This window comes from Streptomyces sp. YGL11-2 (assembly GCF_050054615.1).
GTDB lineage: Bacteria > Actinomycetota > Actinomycetes > Streptomycetales > Streptomycetaceae > Streptomyces.
This window is the reverse complement of sequence record NZ_JBNHIN010000037.1, coordinates 44,153-62,950: the sequence shown is the minus strand read 5'-3', so window position 1 is coordinate 62,950 and position 18,798 is coordinate 44,153. Positions and strand designations below refer to the sequence as shown.

The 18,798-nt window shown below is 73.9% G+C and carries 16 protein-coding genes and 1 pseudogene; 13 read left to right on the top strand and 4 right to left on the bottom strand.

The genetic code is table 11. The features are described 5' to 3' along the window. Positions 1–4: 4 nt before the first annotated feature. The 7 genes from hypB (at position 5) to ACO1BR_RS31545 (ending at position 8,213) form a co-directional block, all read left to right on the top strand. Positions 5–790, top strand: coding sequence for a hydrogenase nickel incorporation protein HypB (gene hypB, locus ACO1BR_RS31575; RefSeq protein WP_426798509.1), 786 nt, complete (start codon positions 5–7; stop codon positions 788–790). Next, the gene (gene hypF, locus ACO1BR_RS31570; RefSeq protein ID WP_426798508.1) at positions 787–3,288 is read left to right on the top strand and encodes a carbamoyltransferase HypF; all 2,502 of its coding nucleotides are present in this window, start codon (positions 787–789) and stop codon (positions 3,286–3,288) included. Before hypB ends, hypF begins: the two co-directional genes overlap by 4 nt. 43 nt (positions 3,289–3,331) lie before the next feature. Next, a complete protein-coding gene (locus ACO1BR_RS31565; RefSeq protein WP_426798507.1) occupies positions 3,332–3,619 on the top strand; it encodes a HypC/HybG/HupF family hydrogenase formation chaperone in 288 nt (95 codons plus the stop codon). After that, on the top strand, positions 3,616–4,740 hold the full coding sequence (gene hypD / locus ACO1BR_RS31560) for a hydrogenase formation protein HypD (RefSeq protein ID WP_426798506.1): 1,125 nt from the start codon (positions 3,616–3,618) through the stop codon (positions 4,738–4,740). Before ACO1BR_RS31565 ends, hypD begins: the two co-directional genes overlap by 4 nt. Next, positions 4,733–5,821, top strand: coding sequence for a hydrogenase expression/formation protein HypE (hypE, locus tag ACO1BR_RS31555; RefSeq protein ID WP_426798505.1), 1,089 nt, complete (start codon positions 4,733–4,735; stop codon positions 5,819–5,821). The genes hypD and hypE overlap by 8 nt, the downstream gene beginning before the upstream one ends. 58 nt (positions 5,822–5,879) lie before the next feature. Further along, entirely contained in the window at positions 5,880–6,953 is a 1,074-nt protein-coding gene (locus tag ACO1BR_RS31550) for an AraC family transcriptional regulator (RefSeq protein WP_426798504.1), read from the top strand. 84 nt (positions 6,954–7,037) lie between these two features. After that, complete coding sequence (locus ACO1BR_RS31545) at positions 7,038–8,213, top strand: lipase family protein (RefSeq protein ID WP_426798503.1); 1,176 nt, start codon at positions 7,038–7,040, stop codon at positions 8,211–8,213. Positions 8,214–8,309: 96 nt separating this feature from the next. On the opposite strand, the gene ACO1BR_RS31540 is transcribed toward ACO1BR_RS31545, so the two are convergent. Then, a complete protein-coding gene (locus tag ACO1BR_RS31540) occupies positions 8,310–9,611 on the bottom strand; it encodes a Dyp-type peroxidase (protein WP_426798502.1) in 1,302 nt (433 codons plus the stop codon). Between the two features lie 206 nt (positions 9,612–9,817). On the opposite strand from ACO1BR_RS31540, the gene ACO1BR_RS31535 reads away from it, so the two are divergent. Beyond that, positions 9,818–10,039, top strand: a complete 222-nt coding sequence (locus ACO1BR_RS31535) for an acyl-CoA carboxylase subunit epsilon (RefSeq protein ID WP_426798530.1) — start codon at positions 9,818–9,820, stop codon at positions 10,037–10,039. A gap of 165 nt (positions 10,040–10,204) precedes the next feature. Here ACO1BR_RS31535 and ACO1BR_RS31530 read toward each other — a convergent pair. Further along, positions 10,205–11,419, bottom strand: a pseudogene (locus ACO1BR_RS31530) (MFS transporter); the annotation flags it as partial. A 213-nt stretch (positions 11,420–11,632) separates the two neighbouring features. Between ACO1BR_RS31530 and ACO1BR_RS31525 the strand changes: the two are divergent. From ACO1BR_RS31525 to ACO1BR_RS31510, 4 genes are all read left to right on the top strand, one after another. Next, the gene (locus ACO1BR_RS31525; protein WP_426798501.1) at positions 11,633–12,373 is read left to right on the top strand and encodes an ArsR/SmtB family transcription factor; all 741 of its coding nucleotides are present in this window, start codon (positions 11,633–11,635) and stop codon (positions 12,371–12,373) included. A gap of 149 nt (positions 12,374–12,522) precedes the next feature. Next, complete coding sequence (locus tag ACO1BR_RS31520) at positions 12,523–14,142, top strand: APC family permease (protein ID WP_426798529.1); 1,620 nt, start codon at positions 12,523–12,525, stop codon at positions 14,140–14,142. Between the two features lie 58 nt (positions 14,143–14,200). Beyond that, positions 14,201–15,034, top strand: a complete 834-nt coding sequence (locus tag ACO1BR_RS31515) for a PP2C family protein-serine/threonine phosphatase (RefSeq protein WP_426798500.1) — start codon at positions 14,201–14,203, stop codon at positions 15,032–15,034. A gap of 63 nt (positions 15,035–15,097) precedes the next feature. Continuing rightward, positions 15,098–16,084 (top strand): MASE1 domain-containing protein, encoded by a 987-nt coding sequence (locus tag ACO1BR_RS31510; RefSeq protein ID WP_426798528.1) that lies wholly within the window; start codon positions 15,098–15,100, stop codon positions 16,082–16,084. An 18-nt stretch (positions 16,085–16,102) separates the two neighbouring features. On the opposite strand, the gene ACO1BR_RS31505 is transcribed toward ACO1BR_RS31510, so the two are convergent. Further along, positions 16,103–17,164: an ATP-dependent DNA ligase gene (locus ACO1BR_RS31505; protein WP_426798499.1), complete on the bottom strand. Its 1,062-nt coding sequence runs from the start codon at positions 17,162–17,164 to the stop codon at positions 16,103–16,105. A 103-nt stretch (positions 17,165–17,267) separates the two neighbouring features. Between ACO1BR_RS31505 and ligD the strand changes: the two genes are divergently transcribed. Further along, positions 17,268–18,281 (top strand): non-homologous end-joining DNA ligase, encoded by a 1,014-nt coding sequence (ligD, locus tag ACO1BR_RS31500; RefSeq protein WP_426798498.1) that lies wholly within the window; start codon positions 17,268–17,270, stop codon positions 18,279–18,281. A 136-nt stretch (positions 18,282–18,417) separates the two neighbouring features. On the opposite strand, the gene ACO1BR_RS31495 is transcribed toward ligD, so the two are convergent. Beyond that, on the bottom strand, positions 18,418–18,798 hold a 381-nt coding region (locus ACO1BR_RS31495), incomplete at its 5' end, for a hypothetical protein (RefSeq protein ID WP_426798497.1).

Here is an 18,798-nt window from a genome sequence, read left to right as displayed (position 1 = left end):
ACCCATGTGCCGTGTCATCGACCTCCAGCAGGCGGTGCTCGCCAAGAACGACGCCTGTGCCCACACCCTGCGCGAGGACCTGGCGGCTCGCGGCACCGCGGTCGTCAACCTGCTCTCCAGCCCCGGCAGCGGCAAGACCGCCCTGCTGGAACGGGAGCTGACGCTGGCCCGCAGCCGCCGGGTGCCGGTCGCCGCGCTCACCGCCGACCTGGCCACGGAGAACGACGCCGTCCGGCTGGCCCGCTCCGGAGTGCCCGTCAAACAGGTGCTCACCGACGGGCTGTGCCACCTCGAAGCCGAGATGCTCGGCGGGCACCTGGACGGCTGGCTGCCCGCGGACACCCGGCTGCTGTTCGTCGAGAACGTCGGCAACCTGGTCTGCCCCGCCTCCTACGACCTGGGGGAGACGCTGCGTATCGTGCTGGCGTCGGTGACCGAGGGCGAGGACAAACCGCTGAAGTACCCGACGGCCTTCGGGCTGGCCCACCTGGTGGTGGTCACCAAGACAGACATCGCCCGCGCGGTCGGCTTCGACGAGGCGACGTTCCGCGCCAACGTGGAGCGGGTCAACCCCGGTGTCGAGGTCGTGCTCACCTCGGTGCGCGGCGCCGAGGGCGACGGGGTGCTCCTCGACCGGGCGCTGGCGGCACGGGACGGCGGGCCGGTCCACATCCCGGTCATGACCCGGCAGTCGCACCACGTGCACGACGCCGGTCACCACCATCCGCACCATCACGGCACGGCGGACCGCGTCGGCGACTCCGGAGCCGTGGGGTCGAGCCGCTCATGACCACAGGGCGGCCCGGTGCGGGCGCTGCTCCCCACGTTCCCGCGTCCACCCCCGAGCCTCCGACTCCGGTCGAGCAGCGGGGAGCCCCGCATGCAGGGGCGGCCCCCCGCACCGGAGCGGCTCGCACCGCGCGCCCCGCCGAGGCCGCCGCGACGGCCGCCCGCCGCCGGATCGTCGTGCGCGGCATCGTCCAGGGCGTCGGGTTCCGCCCGTTCGTCCACGGCCTGGCCACCGAAATGGGGCTGACCGGCCATGTCACCAACACCGGCGAGGGCGTGGTCGCCGAGGTCGAGGGCGCGCCCGGCGCGCTGCTCCGCTTCGGCGAGCGGATCCGTGGCGAGGCGCCACCGCTGGCCGTGGTGGAGGCCGTCGAGGGAGAGGACATCGCCGTCGCCGGGGACACCGGCTTCGCCATCCTCCCGTCCCGCAGCGGCGGTCCCGCCCGCACCCTGGTCGCCCCGGACGCCGCCACCTGCGACGCCTGCCTGGCCGAGCTGACCGATCCGGCCGACCGCCGCTATCGGCACCCCTTCCTCACCTGCACGCACTGCGGGCCGCGCTTCACCATCGTCCGCGCCCTGCCCTACGACCGCGCGCAGACGACCATGGGCCGCTTCCCCCTGTGCGAGCGCTGCGCGGCCGAGTACGCCGATCCGGCCGACCGGCGGTTCCACGCCCAGCCGATCGCCTGCCACGACTGCGGCCCCCGGCTCCGGCTGCTGGCCGCCGAACCGGACGATCCCGCCGGGGCGCCGCGCCCGGTGTCCGGGGACCCGGTCGCCGCGACCCGGCGGCTGCTCGCCGACGGCGCGATCGTGGCGGTCAAGGGGCTCGGCGGCTACCACCTGGTCTGCGACGCCGGTGACGACGCCGCCGTCGCGCTGCTGCGGCGGCGCAAGGCCCGCGGCGACAAACCGTTCGCGTTGATGGCCCGTCATATCGCCGATGTGGACGGGCTGGTGGCGGTAGGCGCGGACGAACGGGCGTTGCTCACCGGGCCCGTTCGGCCCATCGTGCTGCTGCGGCGGCTGGACCGGGCGGCACCCGGCGCACCGGCGGTGTCGGACGCCGTCGCGCCCGGCAGCCCCGACCTGGGGGTGATGCTGCCGTACACGCCGCTGCACCACCTGCTGTTCGGGCTGCCGGGCGACCCCCCGGGGCCCCGGCTGCTGGTGATGACGAGCGGGAACGTCGCGGGCGAACCGATCGTCACGGACGACGGTGAGGCGCTGGAGCGACTGGCGCACCTGGCGGACGCCTGGCTCGGCCACGACCGGGCGATCCAGGTCCCGTGCGATGACACGGTGGTCCGGATCAGCGACGGGGAGCCGTTGTACGTCCGGCGCTCGCGTGGCTGTGCGCCGTATCCGATCGCGCTGCCCGTCCCCGTGCGGCCCGCGCTGGCGACCGGCGGCGACCTCAAGAACGTGCTGTGCCTGGGCGAGGGGCGGCGCGCCTGGCTGTCCGCGCACATCGGCGACATGGACGACCTGGCGACCCAGCTGGCGTTCGAGCGCGCCGGAGCGCACCTGGAGGCGATCACCGGAGTGCGCCCGCGGCTGCTCGCCACCGACCGGCACCCCGGCTACCGCACCGGCCAGTGGGCCCGCCGCCACACCGACGGCCGGCCGCTGGTCCGGGTCCAGCACCACCATGCGCATATCGCCGCCGCCATGGCCGAACACGGACTCGACGGCAGCCGCCCGGTGATCGGCGTCGCCTTCGACGGCACCGGCTACGGCGACGACGGCGCGGTCTGGGGCGGTGAGGTGTTGCTCGCCGACTACGCCGGATACCGCCGCTTCGGCCAGCTCGGCTATGTCCCGCTGCCCGGTGGCGACGCCTCCGTACGCCGTCCCTACCGGATGGCGCTGGCGCATCTGCACGCCGCCGGGATCCCCTGGAGCGACGAGCTGCCTCCGGTGGCCGCCTGCCCGCCGGACGAACGGCGGTTGCTGGTACGCCAGTTGGAACGTGATCTCAACTGTGCGCCCACCTCCAGCATGGGCCGCCTCTTCGACGCGGTCTCCTCGCTGGCCGGGATCTGCCACCGCGCCGGATACGAGGCCCAGGCCGCCATCGCGCTGGAGGCCGCCGCGCTGACCGCCGGTGAGGACCACGGACCCGGCTACGCCTTCGCGCTGCGCATCGGGGCCGGGGCCGGCGGTGCCGATCTCGTCGCCGACCCCGCCCCGGTGCTCACCGCCGTCGCCGAGGATGTCCGTGCCGGCACCTGCCGGGCGGTGATCGCGGCCCGCTTCCACACCGCCGTCGCCGAGCTCGTCCGCCGCTGCTGCGCCCTCGCGCGGGAGCGCACCCGCCTGGCGACCGTCGCGCTGACCGGCGGGGTGTTCGCCAACACCCTGCTGGCCGAGACCGCCGCCGGGCTCCTGCGGCAGGACGGCTTCACCGTGCTACGACACCGCCAAGTGCCGCCCAACGACGCTGGGTTGGCGCTCGGTCAGCTGCTGGTCGCGGCCCGGACGCGCGGCTCGTAACCCTTTTCTACCCGCTTGTGTACCCGCACGACGAGGAGGACCCATGTGCCTGGCGGTGCCCGGCAAGGTGATGGAGATCGAGGAACGGGACGGCACCCGGATGGCCACCGTCGACTTCGGCGGCGTGGTCAAGGAGGTGTGCCTGGAGTACGTACCGGATCTGGCGGTGGGTGAGTACGCGATCGTCCATGTGGGCTTCGCGCTCCAGCGGCTGGACGAGGAGTCGGCCCGGAAGACCCTGGCGCTCTTCGAGGAACTCGGCCTGCTCCAGGAGGAGTTCGGCGACCCGTGGGAAGCGGCGGCGGAAGCGGGCCAGGAGGCGCGGCAGTGAAGTACATCGACGAGTTCCAAAACCCGGAGCTGGCCCGGCGGCTGTTCGACGAGATCCGCGCCACGGTGACCCGGCCGTGGGCGTTGATGGAGGTGTGCGGCGGCCAGACGCACACCATCATCCGGCACGGTATCGACCAACTCCTGCCCGATGAGGTCGAGTTGATCCACGGTCCGGGGTGCCCGGTGTGCGTGACGCCGCTGGAGGTCATCGACAAGGCGCTGGAGATCGCCTCCCGCCCGGACGTGATCTTCTGCTCCTTCGGTGACATGCTCCGCGTACCGGGCAGCGACCGCGACCTGTTCCAGGTGCGCGGCGAGGGCGGCGACGTCCGGGTCGTCTACTCCCCGCTCGACGCGCTGAAGATCGCCCAGCAGAACCCGCACCGCGAGGTGGTGTTCTTCGGCATCGGTTTCGAAACCACCGCCCCGCCCAACGCCATGACGGTCTATCAGGCACGGAAGCTGGGCATTCGCAACTTCAGTCTGCTGGTCTCCCACGTCCGCGTGCCGCCCGCGATCGAGGCGATCATGACCTCGCCGCGCTGCCGCGTCCAGGCGTTCCTGGCCGCCGGCCACGTGTGCAGCGTGATGGGCATGGGGGAGTACCCCGAGCTGGCCGAGCGCTTCAAGGTGCCCATCGTGGTCACCGGGTTCGAACCGCTGGACATCCTGGAGGGAATCCGGCGCACCGTCCGCCAGCTGGAGCGCGGCGAGCACACCGTCGACAACGCCTATCCGCGGGCCGTCCGGCCGGAGGGCAACCCGGCGGCGCAGGCCATGCTCGCGGATGTCTTCGAGGTCACCGACCGGGCCTGGCGCGGCATCGGCACCATCCCCGCCAGCGGCTGGCGGCTGTCCGAGCGCTACCGTGACCACGACGCCGAACACCGCTTCGCGGTCGGCGGCATCACCACCCGCGAGCCCGCCGCCTGTCGCAGCGGCGAAGTGCTGCAAGGGCTGATCAAGCCGAACGAGTGCCCGTCGTTCGGCACCACCTGCACCCCGCGCACCCCGCTCGGCGCGACCATGGTCTCCAGCGAGGGCGCCTGCGCCGCCTACTACCTCTACCGCCGACTCGGCGTCACGCCCACCCCGCTGGAGGCGAGCCCCGTTGTCTGACACCACCTCCCAGAGCCCCCGCGACCTGCCCACCGTCGACATCTCCGGCTGGACCTGCCCGACCCCGCTACGCGAGACCCCCCGCGTCGTCATGGGGCACGGCGGGGGCGGTGCGCTCTCCGCCGAACTCGTCCAGCAGATCTTCGTCCCCGCCTTCGGCGGTGAACTCCTCGCCCAGCTCGGCGACTCCGCGGTGTTCTCCCTGGGCGGTCTGCGGCTCGCCTTCTCCACCGACTCCTATGTCGTCCGGCCGCTGTTCTTCCCCGGCGGCAGCATCGGCGACCTGGCCGTCAACGGCACCGTCAACGACCTCGCGATGAGCGGCGCCCGGGCCGCCTACCTCTCCTGCGGGTTCATCCTGGAGGAGGGCGTCGAGATGCCGGTGGTCGCCGGGGTCGCCGACGCCATGGGCGCCGCCGCGCGGGCCGCCGGGGTGGAGGTGGCGACCGGTGACACCAAGGTCGTCGAGGCCGGCCACGGCGACGGGGTCTATCTGAACACCGCGGGCATCGGGCTGATCCCGCCGGGCGTCGATCTGCGTCCGCAGCGGGTGGTCCCCGGCGACGTGGTGATCGTCAGCGGCGACCTCGGCGTCCACGGCGTGGCCATCATGAGCGTCCGCGAGGGCCTGGAGTTCGGCGTGGAGATCGAGAGCGACTGCGCCGCGCTCGGCGGCCTCGTCCAGACCATGCTCGCCGTCACCCCCGATCTGCACGTGTTGCGCGACCCCACCCGCGGCGGACTGGCGGCCGCGCTCAACGAGATCGCCACCGCCTCCGCGACCGGCGTCGTCATCAACGAGCGCGCCATCCCCGTCCCGCCCGCCGTCGCCAACGCCTGCGCCATCCTCGGCCTCGACCCGATGTACGTCGCCAACGAGGGCAAGCTGGTGGCCTTCGTCCCCCGCGAGCACGCCGACGCCGTGCTGGACGCGATGCGCGCGCACCCCCTGGGCGCCGGGGCCGCCGTGATCGGCGAGGCGGTCGCGGCACACCCCGGGATGGTGGTGGCCCGTACCCCGCTGGGCGGTACGCGCGTGGTCGACCTGCCACTGGGGGAGCAGCTGCCGCGGATCTGCTGACCGCGGAGCGGAGTTCGGCCGCTGACCTCTGCGCCCACGGCGGCTACCGTGTCGGGCCATGGGGCGCCCGACGATCGCGATGCACCATGTGCGGGCCGCGCTGGGCGGGGCGCGGCGGCTCGGCATCGACACCGTGCCGCTGCTCCAGAGCGCGCGGATCCCGCCGCTGCTGCTCGGCGACGACCGGGCCCGGGTCACCGGGGAGCAGTTCGCCCTCCTGATCCGGGCCCTGCACCGCGCCACCGACGACGAGTTCCTCGGCCTGGGCCCGGTTCCCAGCCGCCGCGGCACCTTCGCGATGATGTGCCATGCCTGCCTGGGCTGCCCGGACCTGGGGTCCGCCCTGGAGCGGGCCGCGCGCTTCTACGCGCTGTTCCCCGGCGGCCCGGTGATGTCCGTCGACGGGGGCGCCGCCTCCGGCACCGCCGTCTTCTCCGTACGCAGCGATCTGCGCCCGTACGACGACGCCGACTTCCTCGCCGAATGCGTACTGATCATCTTCCACCGGCTCTCCAGCTGGCTGATCGGGCGCCGCATCCCGCTGCGCTGGGCCCGGTTCGCGCATCCGGCGCCCGGCCACGCCGGCGAGTACGTCCTGCTCTTCGGCTGCCCGGTCCGCTTCGGTGCCGAGCACACCGCGGCCGGCTGGGACGCGCACTGGCTGGCCGCGCCCGTGGTGCGCGACGAGACCGCGCTGACCGCGATGCTGCGACAGGCGCCGGCGGATCTGCTGGCCCGGCGGGAGTACGGCACCACCGTCGCCGAGCAGGTGCGGCGCACCCTCGCCCGGGCGCTGCGGGCTCCGGCGCCCGCGCGGCTCCCGGAGGCCGCGGACGTCGCGGCCCGGCTCGCGGTCAGCCCGGCGACCCTGCGGCGCCGGCTCCAGGCCGAGGGCACCTCCTACCAGCGGCTCAAGGACGCGGTACGCCGGGACGCGGCGATCACCGCGCTGACCGCCGGGCGGGAGCCGATCGCCGAACTCGCGGCGCGGATCGGCTTCTCCGAGGACACCGCCTTCCACCGCGCCTTCCGCCGCTGGACGGGTACCACACCGGGCGCCTACCGGCTGCGGGGCGACGGCGCCGACCCTGACGGGCGCCCGCCGCCTGCCCCGCACGGCCAGCAAAGCTGAGCGTCCCGGTCAGCCCCCTCCTTACCCGCGAGTCACTACGGTCAGCCCAACGACCCCAGCCCTCAGGTCAGTTGGGAGAGCCGTATGCACCTTCGCTCCGCGTTACCGACCACCGCCGCCGCCCTGGCCCTGCTGCTCGGCCTCTCCGGCGAGGGCGCCGCGACGGCGCAGCAGCCCGCGCTCGGGGACGGCCGCCCCGGCGACATCGTGACCGCCACCCCGACCTCCTTCCACCCGCTGCCCGGCCAGCCCACCGGGACCCGCGCCTGGCACCTCACCTACCGCTCCACCACCGCCAAGGGCACCCCCAACACCGTCTCCGGAACCGTCATCGTCCCCGACGACGGCAAGCAGGGCCCGCGCCCGCTCGTCACGTACGCCGTCGGTACCGTCGGCCTCGCCGACTCCTGCGCCCCCTCGGCCGGCTTCCCCAAGGGCACCACCATGGAGGCCAACCTCATCCAGCAGCTCACCCGCCGCGGCTGGGCGGTCGCGGTCACCGACTACGAGGGCCTGGGCACCCCCGGCGACCACACCTACACCGTGGGGCGAGCCGAGGGCCAGGCGGTCCTGGACATGGCCCGGGCCGCCGAACGGCTCCCCGGGGCGGGCGCAGCCGGGGTCACCGGGGACTCCCCGGTCGGCATCATGGGCTACTCCCAGGGCGGCCAGGCCAGCAGCTGGGCCGCCGAACTGCACCGTTCCTACGCGCCCGAGCTCAAGGTCAAGGGCACCGCGACCGGCGGCGTACCGGCCGATCTGCTCAAGGTCGCGGACGCCGACAACGGCACCATCGGCGCCGGGCTGATCCTGATGGCCGCCATCGGCCAGAACGCCGCCTTCCCGGAACTGCACCTGGACCGCTACCTCAACGACCGGGGACGGCACTACGTCGACTTCCTGCGCGACAACTGCGTCGTCGCCGACGTCGCCGCCGGCCTCTTCAAGCGGATCTCCGACGTGACCGTCAAGAACCCGCTGTACGAGCCGGACTGGCAGGCGCGGCTGCGGGAATCCGCCCTCGGCACGCGCACGCCGGACGCGCCGGTGTACCTCTACCACGGGACCGCCGACGAACTGATCCCGTACGCCGTCGGCAGGCGGCTGCGGGCCGACTGGTGCGCCAAGGGCGCCCGGGTGCAGTGGAGTTCGATCCCCCTGGGCGAGCATGTGGCCGGCGCGATCGTGGGCTCCGTACCGGCCGCCGACTGGCTCGCCGACCGCTTCGCGGGCAGGCCGGCGGCCGACAACTGCGGCTGACCGGCACCGCCGCAGCCCGGACAACGCGCGCCCCGGGGCGCCTCGTGAGCCGAGGCGCCCCGGGGCGTCTTCGCGGGGCGCGCGCCGTCTGCCGCCTCAGTTGCCGCGGGGCCGGGTGTCCCGCATCAGCTGGGATCCGAACCAGTCGTCCCGGTCCCGTACGCCGGGCAGCACGAAGAAGTAGCCGCCGCCGAACGGGGTGATGAACCGGGACAGCGGCTCGTGCCGCAGCCGCCGCTGCACGGTGGCGAACTGCCGCTCCAGATTCTGCTGGTAGCCGACGAAGACCAGTCCCAGGTTCATCTCGCCGCGCTGGTCGAACCCCGTGCTGTAGTTGTAACTCCGCCGCAGGAAACGGGAGTCGTCGGTGCCGCGCGTGCGCGGATTGGCCAGCCGGATGTGGGAGTCGAGCGGGATCTTCCTGCCGTCCCGGTCCTCGTCGTAGTCCGGCGCGTCGTTCTCGCGCACGCCGTCCAGCGGAGCGCCGCTCGCCTTGCGCCGCCCGAAGATCCGCTCCTGGTGGGACACCGGCACCCGCTCCCAGGACTCCGTGTGGAAGCGGATCAGCCGCAGCGCCTGGTAGCTGCCGCCCACGGCCCACTCCGGCTCACCGCACCGCGGCGTCACCCAGAGCAGCCGGTCCACCTCATCCGCCGAGTACGTGTCCGGATTGACGATCCCGTCCTTGAAGCCGAGGAAGTTCCGCGGTGAACCCGACGGCCGCGACGGGTTCATGAACGCGTCCATTCGCCAGCGAGGCCGCAGCATCCCCTCCGTCTCCCGGGCCAGGTCGCGCAGTACGTGCACGACGGCGTCCGGGTGCTCCGCGCAGATCTGCAGCGACAGGTCGCCGTGGCAGCGCGCCGGGTCCAGCCGGTCGTCGGGGAACGCCGGCATCGCCTTCAGGTGCCGCGGCTTGTGCCCGGCGAGCCCGAACCGGTCGTCGAACAGCGACGCCCCCACGCCGACGGTGAGGGACAGCGAGTCCGGCGTGGACCGCTCCGACGCCACCTTCTCGTCCGCCGGCTTCACCCCGGCCGCCAGCACCCGGCACCGTTCGGTGAGCCGCCGCAACAGCTTCGTCAGGGCCGCTCGGTCCTGCCCCAGGAAGTCGTAGGCGACGAAACCGGCGAACAACTGCTGCGGTGTCACGATCCCGGCCTGCGCCCAGCCGTGGAACGGCACCCGGTCCGGCGGCAGCCGCCGGCCGTCGTCCGACCTGCCGTACGGGGCCGGCGCCGCCTCCTGTGCCGACCGGCCGGCCGGCACCGCCGCGGCCCCGCCGGCCAGCCCCACCGAGGCCGCCGTCCCCGCGAACCCCGCCGCACATCTGAGGAAGTCCCGGCGCCCGTCGTCCCGCGCCGGGCCCCGCTCTTCGCCGGTCCGCTCACGTCTCATCGTCCCGCCCTCTCCACTTCGTCATCCGCTGCCGGTGTACGTGCCCGTACCTGCGCGCGATCCTGACCGCCCGCCGCGCGCGTCCCGCGCTCAACACGGCCGGGCCCGGCGGAATCACGCCTGGGGAGTTGTCCGGCCGCCCGAACAGCGCACACCGGGCCCGCTCCCGCGCGACACGGCCAGCCGCTGCTCCTAGCGTCGGCCGTGTGACCCGCCCGACCGATGACCCGTCAGAGATCCGGTTCCGGATCGTCCGGGGCCACGCCGAGCCCGAGGAACTCGCCGCACTGACCGTCATCCTGTGCGCCCGGTTCGCGGGCGCCCGGTCCGTGTCGCACGAGGTCCCCGACGACGGGCTCACCGCGCTCCGGCTGCGCGACCACAGCGCCCGGTTGGCCTGCTGGGCGGGGTGCTGGACCTGCGGCTGACCCGGGTCCGGTCCGGACCACCGGCTGGTGACCGGCCGCGCGCGTCCCGGCGGCCCCCGGGACGTACCGTGCCGCGAGTCCGGCCGCGGCCAGGAACCCGGCCGCGCCGGCGGACACCGCGGTGTGCAGCCCCGGGACGAGCCCGGCGGCGGTCAGCGTCCCGAAGACGGCGACACCGAGGACGCTGCCCAGTTGGCGGGCGGCGTTGAAGACCGCCGCGGCGGCGCCGCTCCGCTCGCCGGGCGCGGCCTCCATCACGGCCGCGGTGGACGCCGGCATGGTCAGCGCGGTACCGAACCCGGCCGCCGCCATCGGAGCCACCAGCGCGGGATACGGCGTGTCGGGGGCCGCGCACAGCCAGCCGGCCAGGCCCGCCGCGCCGATCGCCAGGCCCGCCACCATCGGGGGCCGCGGACCCGTCCGGGCCGCCAGGCGCCCGCCCAGCGCGGAGCCGGCGGCCAACGGCACGACGGCCGGCAGCAGCGCGATGCCGGTGCGCAGCGCGCTGTAGTGGTGGACCTGCTGGAAGTACAGCGGGGCCAGGAACAGCAGCCCGTAGAAACCGGTGTTGAGCAGCACGCCGATGACGGCGGAGGCGGAGAAGGCCCGGTTGCGGAAGAGGGCCGGCGGCAGCATGGGAGCCGCCGAGCGCCGCTCCAGGAACAGGAAGGCTGCCGCCCCGAGGACCGTGACGGCGAACGCGCCGAGCACGGCGGGGTGGGTCCAGCCCAGAGGGCCGGCCTCGATGCAGCCGGTGGCCAGCGCCGCCACGCTCACCGTCGCGGCGGTCTGCGCCGGGACGTCCAGACCGGTCCGGGCCCGGGAGGCGGGGGAGCGGGGTACGCACCGCAGCGTCAGCAGCAGCGCGGCGAGCCCCACGGGCAGGTTGACGAAGAACACCGAGCGCCAGCCGAGCGCAGTGACCAGCACCCCGCCGAGCACCGGCCCGGCCCCGGCGCCGAGACCGGCGACCATGCCCCAGAGGCCGAAGGCACGGGCGCGGGACGCCGGGTCGGGACACGCCGCCCGCAGCAGCGCGAGCGAGGCGGGCACCAGCAGCGCGGCACCGACCCCCTGCACCAGCCGGGTCACGACCAGCACCGCGACCGAGGGCGCGAGGGCGCACCCGGCCGAGGCGAGCGTGAACACCGCGAGCCCGGCGAGGAACACCGTCCGGGCGCCGAGCCGGTCCCCGAGCCCGCCGCAGAAGAGCAGCAGCCCGGCGAAGACCAGGGTGTAGCCGTCCACCGCCCACTGGAGCCCGGTCACCCCGGCGTGCAGCGCGCCGCCGAGTTCCGGCAGCGCCACCGTGACGACGGTGACGTCCAGGATGACCATGAAGTAGCCCAGGCAGACGGCCACCAGAGGCAGCGGGGACATCGGGCGGATGGCCGGAGGGGTGCGCAGAGGCGTGGAGAGTGTCGGCATGCGGTCAGTGTCCTGGCGGAATACTGCGGTCCCCGACGAAACGTTCTGCCCCTCGGGGCGCGCTCCCCGGGCGAGGCGCCGTGCCGTACGGCCGCCGTACGGGGTGCACCGCGGCGCGAGGTCGTTTCGCCATTCGCCGAATCATCTCGGGCGTACCGTCGCACCATGGATGCCCGGAACGAGACCGAACGCGCCACCGAGGCCGATATCGCGCAGGTGGCGGCGGCCATCGGCGACCCGTCCCGCGCCAAGGTGCTGATGGCCCTCGCCGGGGGCGGTGCGCTGCCCGCCAGCGCGCTGGCCGCCGAGGCGGGGGTGGGCAACTCCACCATCAGCGGCCATCTGGCCAGGCTCCGCGACGCCCGGCTGCTGACCGTCGAACTCGACGGGCGGCACCGCTACTACCGACTCGCCACCACCGACGTCGCCCGCGCCCTGGAGCAGCTCGCCCTGATCGCCCGCCCGCTCCCGGTGCGCTCCCTGAACGCCGACACCCGGGCCCGGGCCCTGCTGCGCGCCCGGCTCTGCTACGACCACCTGGCGGGCCGCCTCGGCGTCGCCCTGATGAGTGCGCTGCTGGCGGGCGGCGTCCTCCAGGAGGAGCGGACGGGCGCGGACACTGAGTGCGTCGGGTACGTACTGACCCCGCCCGGCCGCCGCGAACTGACCGCGTTCGGCGTCGACTTGGACCGGTTGCCGCGCCGCCGCGCCGCGATCCGCTACTGCGTGGACTGGGCCGAACAGCGCCACCACCTGGCGGGTGCCCTCGGCGCCGCGGTCACCGCCCGGATGTTCGCCCTGAACTGGCTGCGCCACGGCACCTACCGGCGGGTCGTCCGGCTCACCGACGCCGGGCGCGACGGCTTCGCGGCGACCTTCGGCGTCCCGCCCGACCGGCTCGGCTAGGGTCCCCGGCTCCTGTCCGGTCCCTTCCTCGCCAACTCCGGCCCCCTGTTCGCCGTCCCCGGCCGCACCCCTGTCGCGAACACGTCGAGTAGGGTCCTGACCAGCCGGAACAGTGAGTCGAGGAGGCCGTGTTCGTGACGGATCGTCAAATGTCGGAGGGATCCGGCGGGAGCGGCGCACCGGACGTGCGGATGCAGGAGCGCCGGCTGCACCGCGACCTGGGGTTCTGGGGGCTGACCGGGATCGGCTTCTCCAACATCGTCGGCTCCGGCTGGCTGTTCGCCGCCCTGTACGCCGCGCAGACCGCCGGACCCGCCGCCCTGCTGTCGTGGGTGGCGGCCGGCCTGCTGTGCGGGCTGGTCGCGCTGGTGATGATCGAGCTGGGCGCGTCCCGGCCGGAGGGCGGCGGTACGGTCCGCTGGCCGCTGTACGCCAGCGGCCGGCTGGTCGGCACCCTCGTCGGCTGGTCGGTGCTGCTGTCGGTCGGCGGTACCGCCGCCGAGATCAGCGCGATCATGCAGTACACCGCGCACTACCTGCCGGGCCTGTACAACGGGCACACCCTCACCGCCTCCGGGCTGGCCCTGGCCGCCGGTCTCAGCGTGCTGCTGACCGCGCTGAACTGGTTCGCGGTGCGGATGTTCGCCCGGCTGAACAACCTGGTCTCGGTGTTCAAGATCGCCGTCCCGGTCCTCACCGTGCTCGCCCTGATCGCCTCCGGCTGGCACTCCGGGCGCCTCACGGACCACGGCGGCTTCGCCCCGTACGGCTATGTCGCCTGCCTGACCGCGCTGGCCGGCGGCGGCATCGTCTACTCGGTCAACGGCTTCCAGGCCCCGCTGGACTTCTCCGGCGAGACCCGCAACCCCCGCCGCACCATCCCGTGGGCCGTCCTCACCGGCATCGGCCTGGCCGTCCTGATGTACCTGGCGCTGCAACTGGCCTTCCTGTTCACCGTGCCCGAGAACCTGCTCGGCGGCGGCTGGAAGGGCGTCTCCTTCGACTCGCCCTTCGGGCAGCTGGCACTGATCCTCAACCTGCACTGGCTGTCCAGCCTGCTCTACGCCGACGCGGTGCTCTCGCCCGGCGGTTCGGCGTACGTGGGGGTGGCGATCGACGCCCGGCACACCTACGCGCTGGCCAAGAACGGCACGATTCCCCGCTACTTCATGAAGGTCGACGAGCGCTTCGGCGTGCCCCGCCGGGCGTTGGCGATCAACCTGGTCGTCATCGTGCTGTTCCTGCTGCCGTTCGGCGGCTGGCAGGACATCGTGAGCGTGATGGGCGACATGTACCTGCTGATCTACGCCGCCTCCGCGGTCGCCGTCGCGGTCTTCCGCGCCGAGCCGGGCGGCGGCACGGCCGGGTGGGTGCCGGGCCTGCGCTGGATCGCGCCGGTCAGCTTCGTGGTGGCCAGCGAGTTCGTCTACTGGTCCGGCTGGCACGATCTGCGGCTGGCGCTGCCGCTGGTGCTCGCCGGACTGCTGGTCTTCCTGCTGATGTGGCGGCCCGGCGCGCGGGCCGCGGAGAGCGACGGCGCCGGGCCGCGCCGCCCGCTGGGCGCCGAACTGCGCACCGGCGCCTGGCTGGTGGTCTATCTCCTCGCCCTGACGCTGCTGTCCTGGCTGGGCACCTTCAAGGGCTCTGGACGGCTGCCGGCCCCGTACGACTCGCTCACCGTGGCCGCCGTCGCGCTGGCCGTCTTCTTCTGGGCCGTACGGTCGGGCGTCGGCCAGCTGACGGCGTCCCGGCCGGCGGCCGCCGCATGACGGTCGCGGCGCCCCAGGTCGTGAAGCGGATACCGGACCCCCGAAATATGATGAAGCCATGCTTCGGCGTCGTCCCCCGCGGTCGGCGAGCGCCGACGATCTGCTGACCACGCTCGGGCGGCTGACCGCCCAGGCGCGGGAAGGCGCGGAACTCCAGCGGGCCCGGGTCGAGCTCGCCGAGGCGCTGCAGCGCGAGATGCTGCCGGGCGCGCTGCCCGAGCTCCCCGGGCTGCGCACCGCCGCCACCTACGCCCCCGCCCGGCACGGCCTGGCCATCGGGGGCGACTGGTACGACGGCTTCCGGCTGCCGGACGGCTCGCTGGCGTTCTCGGTGGGCGATGTGCAGGGCCACGACGTCGAGGCGGCGGCCTTCATGGGCCAGATCCGGATCGGGCTGCGCGCCGTCGCCGCGCACGCCGCCGACCCCGGCGAGGTGCTCAGCCGGGCCAACGACCTGCTGCTCTCCGTGGACTGCGAACTCTTCGCCACCTGCACCTTCGTCCGCTTCGACCCGGTCCGCTGGGAACTGACCAGCGCCCGCGCCGGCCACGTCCCCGGCATCTGGGCCACCACCGACGACCGCCACGGCGTGACCGACGACCCCGGCGGCATCCCGCTGGGCATCCTGCCGGGGGAGCGGTACCCGGTCACCCGACGGCGGCTGACCACGGCGGGTACCTTCGTCCTGCTCACCGACGGGGTCGTCGAGGGGCCCTGCTTCCCCATCGAGGCCGGACTGGCGCAGGTGACCCGGCTGGTCAGCGCCAGGGCCGGGGACCATCCCGCCGACGTCGCCGACGCGGTGATGTGCGTCGCCGAGCTGACCGGGCACACCGACGACGCCGCGGTCATCGTGCTGTGCTTCGACGGCGCGGACGGCAGGGCCGGGTGAAGCACACGCCGGGGGCGCGTGTCGCGGCCGGCGCCCGCCCACCGGCGTTGTCTGATGGCAGACGTGGTACGCACCGGGGAACTCCGTCGGCCGGCAGCGGCAGCCCTGGCGAACCTCGTACTCGCCGGCGTCTACTGGGCGTCCGCGAAGGTCGGCCTGCTGGAGCAGGTCGTGGTCGCGGGTGCGGTGGTCACGCCCCTGTGGCCGCCCACCGGCATCGCGCTGAGCTGCCTGCTCCTGCTGGGCCTGTGGATGTGGCCGGGCATCGCCCTCGGCACCCTCCTGGTCATCTCCACACTCACCAGGCTGGACCTCGCCGGCATCGGCGTGGTGGCCGGCAACACCCTCGCCCCGGTCTGCGCCTGCCTGATGCTGCGGCGGGTCGGCTTCCGCCCCGAACTGGACCGGCTGCGCGACGGCGTCGCCCTGGTGTCCCTCGGCGCTTTCGCCGCGATGGTGATCAGCGCGACGCTGGGCAGCGGCACCCAGGTGCTCACCGGGGCACTGCCGCCCGGCGACTTCTGGCGTGCCTGGTCGGCCTGGTGGGTGGGCGACGCCATGGGCGTCCTGGTCGTCGCGCCGCTGCTGCTCGCCTTCCGCAACGTCCGGCCGCCCCGGAACGTCCCCCTCTACCGCTGGGCCGAGGCGGCGGCGCTGCTGGCCGGCACGGTCGTGGTCTCACTGCTGACGACCCGCAGCTCGATGTCCCTGCTCTTCCTGGTCTTCCCGGTGATCGTGTGGGCGGCACTGCGGTTCCAGCTGGTGGGAGCGGCGCCCTGCGTACTGGTGATGTCGGTCTTCGCGATCAACGCAGCGACCGGCCGCAGCGGACCGTTCACCGGGCACAGCCTCCTGGAGTCGATGGTCAACCTCCAGGCCCTCAACGCCTCCGCCGCGCTCACCGCGCTGCTGCTGTCGGCGATCGTCACCGAGCAGAGCACCATCCGACGGAAGATCGAGCAGGCGTGCACGGAACTGGCCGAGGTCGTCGACCGGCTCGCACCGGGGGAGAGCCGGCGCCGGTGGCCGCCCGACGGCGAGCCGGGGTGAGCGGGTGACCGGCGTGGCTCAGCCGCCCAGCAGCTCCCCCAGGTCGTAGCCCACCGGCTCCTCCAGCTGCGCGTAGGTGCAGCTCTGCGGCGTACGGTCGGGCCGCCAGTGCCGGAACCGGGCGGTGTGCCGGAAGCGGCTGCCCTCCATGTGGTCGTAGGCCACCTCGCACACCAGCTCCGGGCGCAGCGGCACCCACGACAGGTCCTTGCCGCCGCTCCACCGGCTCGGCCCTCCGGGCATCCGCCGGGACGTGTGCGCCGCCTCGTCGGCCCAGTCGCCCCAGGGGTGGCCGGACGCGTCGGCCATCCGCAGCGGCGCCAGCTCCTCGACGAGCCGGCGCCGCTCGGCCATGGGGAACGCGGCGCACACCCCGACGTGCTGGAGGTCCCCCGCGTCGTCGTGCAGCCCCAGCAGCAGCGAGCCGACCACCGGCCCGCTCTTGTGCAGCCGGTAGCCAGCCACGACGCAGTCCGCGGTCCGGGCGTGCTTGATCTTGAACATCGCGCGGTCGCCCGGCCGGTACGGCAGGTCCAGCGGCTTGGCGACCACCCCGTCCAGCCCCGCGCCCTCGAACTGCGCGAACCACCGGGCCGCCAGTTCCCGGTCGAGGGTCGCCGGCGCGGTGTGCACCGGCGGCCGGGCCGGCCGCAGCGCCTCGACCAGGGCCTCGCGGCGGGCCGTCTGCGGCTCGTCCAGCAGCGTGGTGGAGCCGAGCGCCAGCAGATCGAAGGCGACGAGCGAGGCGGGCGTGCGCGCGGCGAGCGTACGGACCCGGGAGGCCGCCGGGTGGATGCGCTCCAGCAGCTCCTCGAAGTGCAGCCGGCCGTCATGGGCGATGACGATCTCGCCGTCCAGCACACAGCGCGGCGGCAGCTCCTCCCGTACGGCGTGGATCACCTCGGGGAAGTAACGGCTGAGCGACTTCGTCGTCCGGCTGGCGATCTCCACCTCGTCGCCGTCGCGGAAGACGATGACCCGGAACCCGTCCCATTTCGCCTCGTACTGCATGCCGGTGGGGATCTCCGCCACCGACTTCGCGAGCATCGGGGAGACCGGGGGCATCACGGGCAGGTCCATGCTCCCGATCCTGAGGGCAGAGCGCCGCCCACGCCCGCCGGGGACCGCCGGGCGCCCCGCCGCCCGGCGCGCGGCACTCCCGCACGGAACCTAGCGTGGAGGCATGGCCGGAGCCCGAGCTGTGGAGCTGGACGTCGCGGGGCGCACCGTACGGGTGTCGAACCCCGACAAGATCTACTACCCGGAACGCGGCTTCACGAAGTGGGACGTGGTCCAGTACTACCTCGCGGTCGCGGACGGGGTGCTGCGCGGTCTGCGCGACCGGCCCACCACCATGCAGCGGTTCCCCGACGGCGTCGCGGGCGAGTTCTTCTACCAGAAACGGGCGCCCAAGGGGCTGCCGGAATGGCTGCCCACCGCCCGGATCACCTTCCCCAGCGGGCGGTTCGCCGACGAGATGTGCCCCACCGAACCGGCGGCCGTGCTGTGGGCCGCCAACCTGGGCTGTCTGACCTTCCACCCCTGGCCGGTCCGCCGCGGCGACACCGAGCACCCCGACGAGCTGCGCATCGACCTCGACCCGCAGCCCGGCACAGGTTTCGCCGACGCGGTCGAGGTCGCCCACGAGCTGCGCGAACTGCTGGCTGCCCATGGCCTGCGCGGCTGGCCGAAGACCTCCGGCGGCCGCGGTGTGCACGTGTACGTGCCGATCCGCCCCGAGTGGACGTTCACCGAGGTCAGACGGGCGGCGATCGCCGTGGCGCGGGCGCTGGAGCGGCGGCTGCCGCGGCTGGTGACCGCCGCCTGGTGGAAGGAGGAGCGCGGCGAGAAGGTCTTCGTGGACTACAACCAGATGGCGCGCGACCGCACCATCGCCTCGCCCTACTCGCTGCGCGCCCGCCCCCGGGCGACCGTCTCCACGCCGCTGCGCTGGAACGAGCTGCCCGACGCCGCGCCCGAGGACTTCGACCTGCGCACTGTCCCGCCCCGCTTCGCGGAACTCGGCGATGTGCACGCGGACATGACGGAGCACGCCTACGGCCTGGAATCCCTCCTGGAGCTGGCCGACCGGCACGCCGCCGACGAAGGGCTGGGCGATCTGCCGTACCCGCCCGACCACCCGAAGATGCCCGGCGAACCGGCCAGGGTCCAGCCGAGCCGCGCCCGCAGGCAGTAGGACGCCGGACGGCGTCCGGGTAGCCGCGCGGTGGGCCCGGATCCGTGCCGCGACCGGAGCAATTCCGAGGGCCGTTGGAGTGGACGGCCGCCGTGCCTGCGAGGACGGTGGCACCGCGCGGTACGCATCACTTGTCCTATTTCCTGCCAAACAGGAGAAACGCATGCGTAAGTTCATAGGGCGTACCGTCGCCGCCGTGGCGCTTGCCGCGGCCACCGTCGTCCCCTCCGCCGGTATGGTCCAGGCTGCCCCTCGGAGCCAGACCGTCGCGGTGAGCGGTGATCACGACCGTGGGCACCACGGCCGTCACTTCCGCCACCACCGGCGCAACGAGGACTGCGACTTTTTCGGCTTCGGTCGCTTCGGCCACGAGGGCCGTGAGGGCCGTGAGGGGCGCCATCACCGTAAGGGCCACCATGGACGTGAGTTCCGCGAGGGGTGCGAGGAGCACCACTTCGGCCTCCTCGGCTGGCTTCTTCACGGTCTGCTCGGCTGGCTCTGACCGGCAGGAACCAGG

Excerpts from the sequence above, each read along its gene's own strand:
- hypB (WP_426798509.1), top strand. The coding sequence starts at position 5 with ATGTGCCGTGTCATCGACCTCCAGCAGGCGGTGCTCGCCAAGAACGAC.
- hypF (WP_426798508.1), top strand. The coding sequence starts at position 787 with ATGACCACAGGGCGGCCCGGTGCGGGCGCTGCTCCCCACGTTCCCGCG.
- ACO1BR_RS31565 (WP_426798507.1), top strand. The coding sequence starts at position 3,332 with ATGTGCCTGGCGGTGCCCGGCAAGGTGATGGAGATCGAGGAACGGGAC.
- ACO1BR_RS31550 (WP_426798504.1), top strand. The coding sequence starts at position 5,880 with ATGGGGCGCCCGACGATCGCGATGCACCATGTGCGGGCCGCGCTGGGC.
- ACO1BR_RS31545 (WP_426798503.1), top strand. The coding sequence starts at position 7,038 with ATGCACCTTCGCTCCGCGTTACCGACCACCGCCGCCGCCCTGGCCCTG.
- ACO1BR_RS31540 (WP_426798502.1), bottom strand. The coding sequence starts at position 9,611 with ATGAGACGTGAGCGGACCGGCGAAGAGCGGGGCCCGGCGCGGGACGAC.
- ACO1BR_RS31525 (WP_426798501.1), top strand. The coding sequence starts at position 11,633 with ATGGATGCCCGGAACGAGACCGAACGCGCCACCGAGGCCGATATCGCG.
- ACO1BR_RS31520 (WP_426798529.1), top strand. The coding sequence starts at position 12,523 with ATGTCGGAGGGATCCGGCGGGAGCGGCGCACCGGACGTGCGGATGCAG.
- ACO1BR_RS31515 (WP_426798500.1), top strand. The coding sequence starts at position 14,201 with ATGCTTCGGCGTCGTCCCCCGCGGTCGGCGAGCGCCGACGATCTGCTG.
- ACO1BR_RS31505 (WP_426798499.1), bottom strand. The coding sequence starts at position 17,164 with ATGGACCTGCCCGTGATGCCCCCGGTCTCCCCGATGCTCGCGAAGTCG.
- ligD (WP_426798498.1), top strand. The coding sequence starts at position 17,268 with ATGGCCGGAGCCCGAGCTGTGGAGCTGGACGTCGCGGGGCGCACCGTA.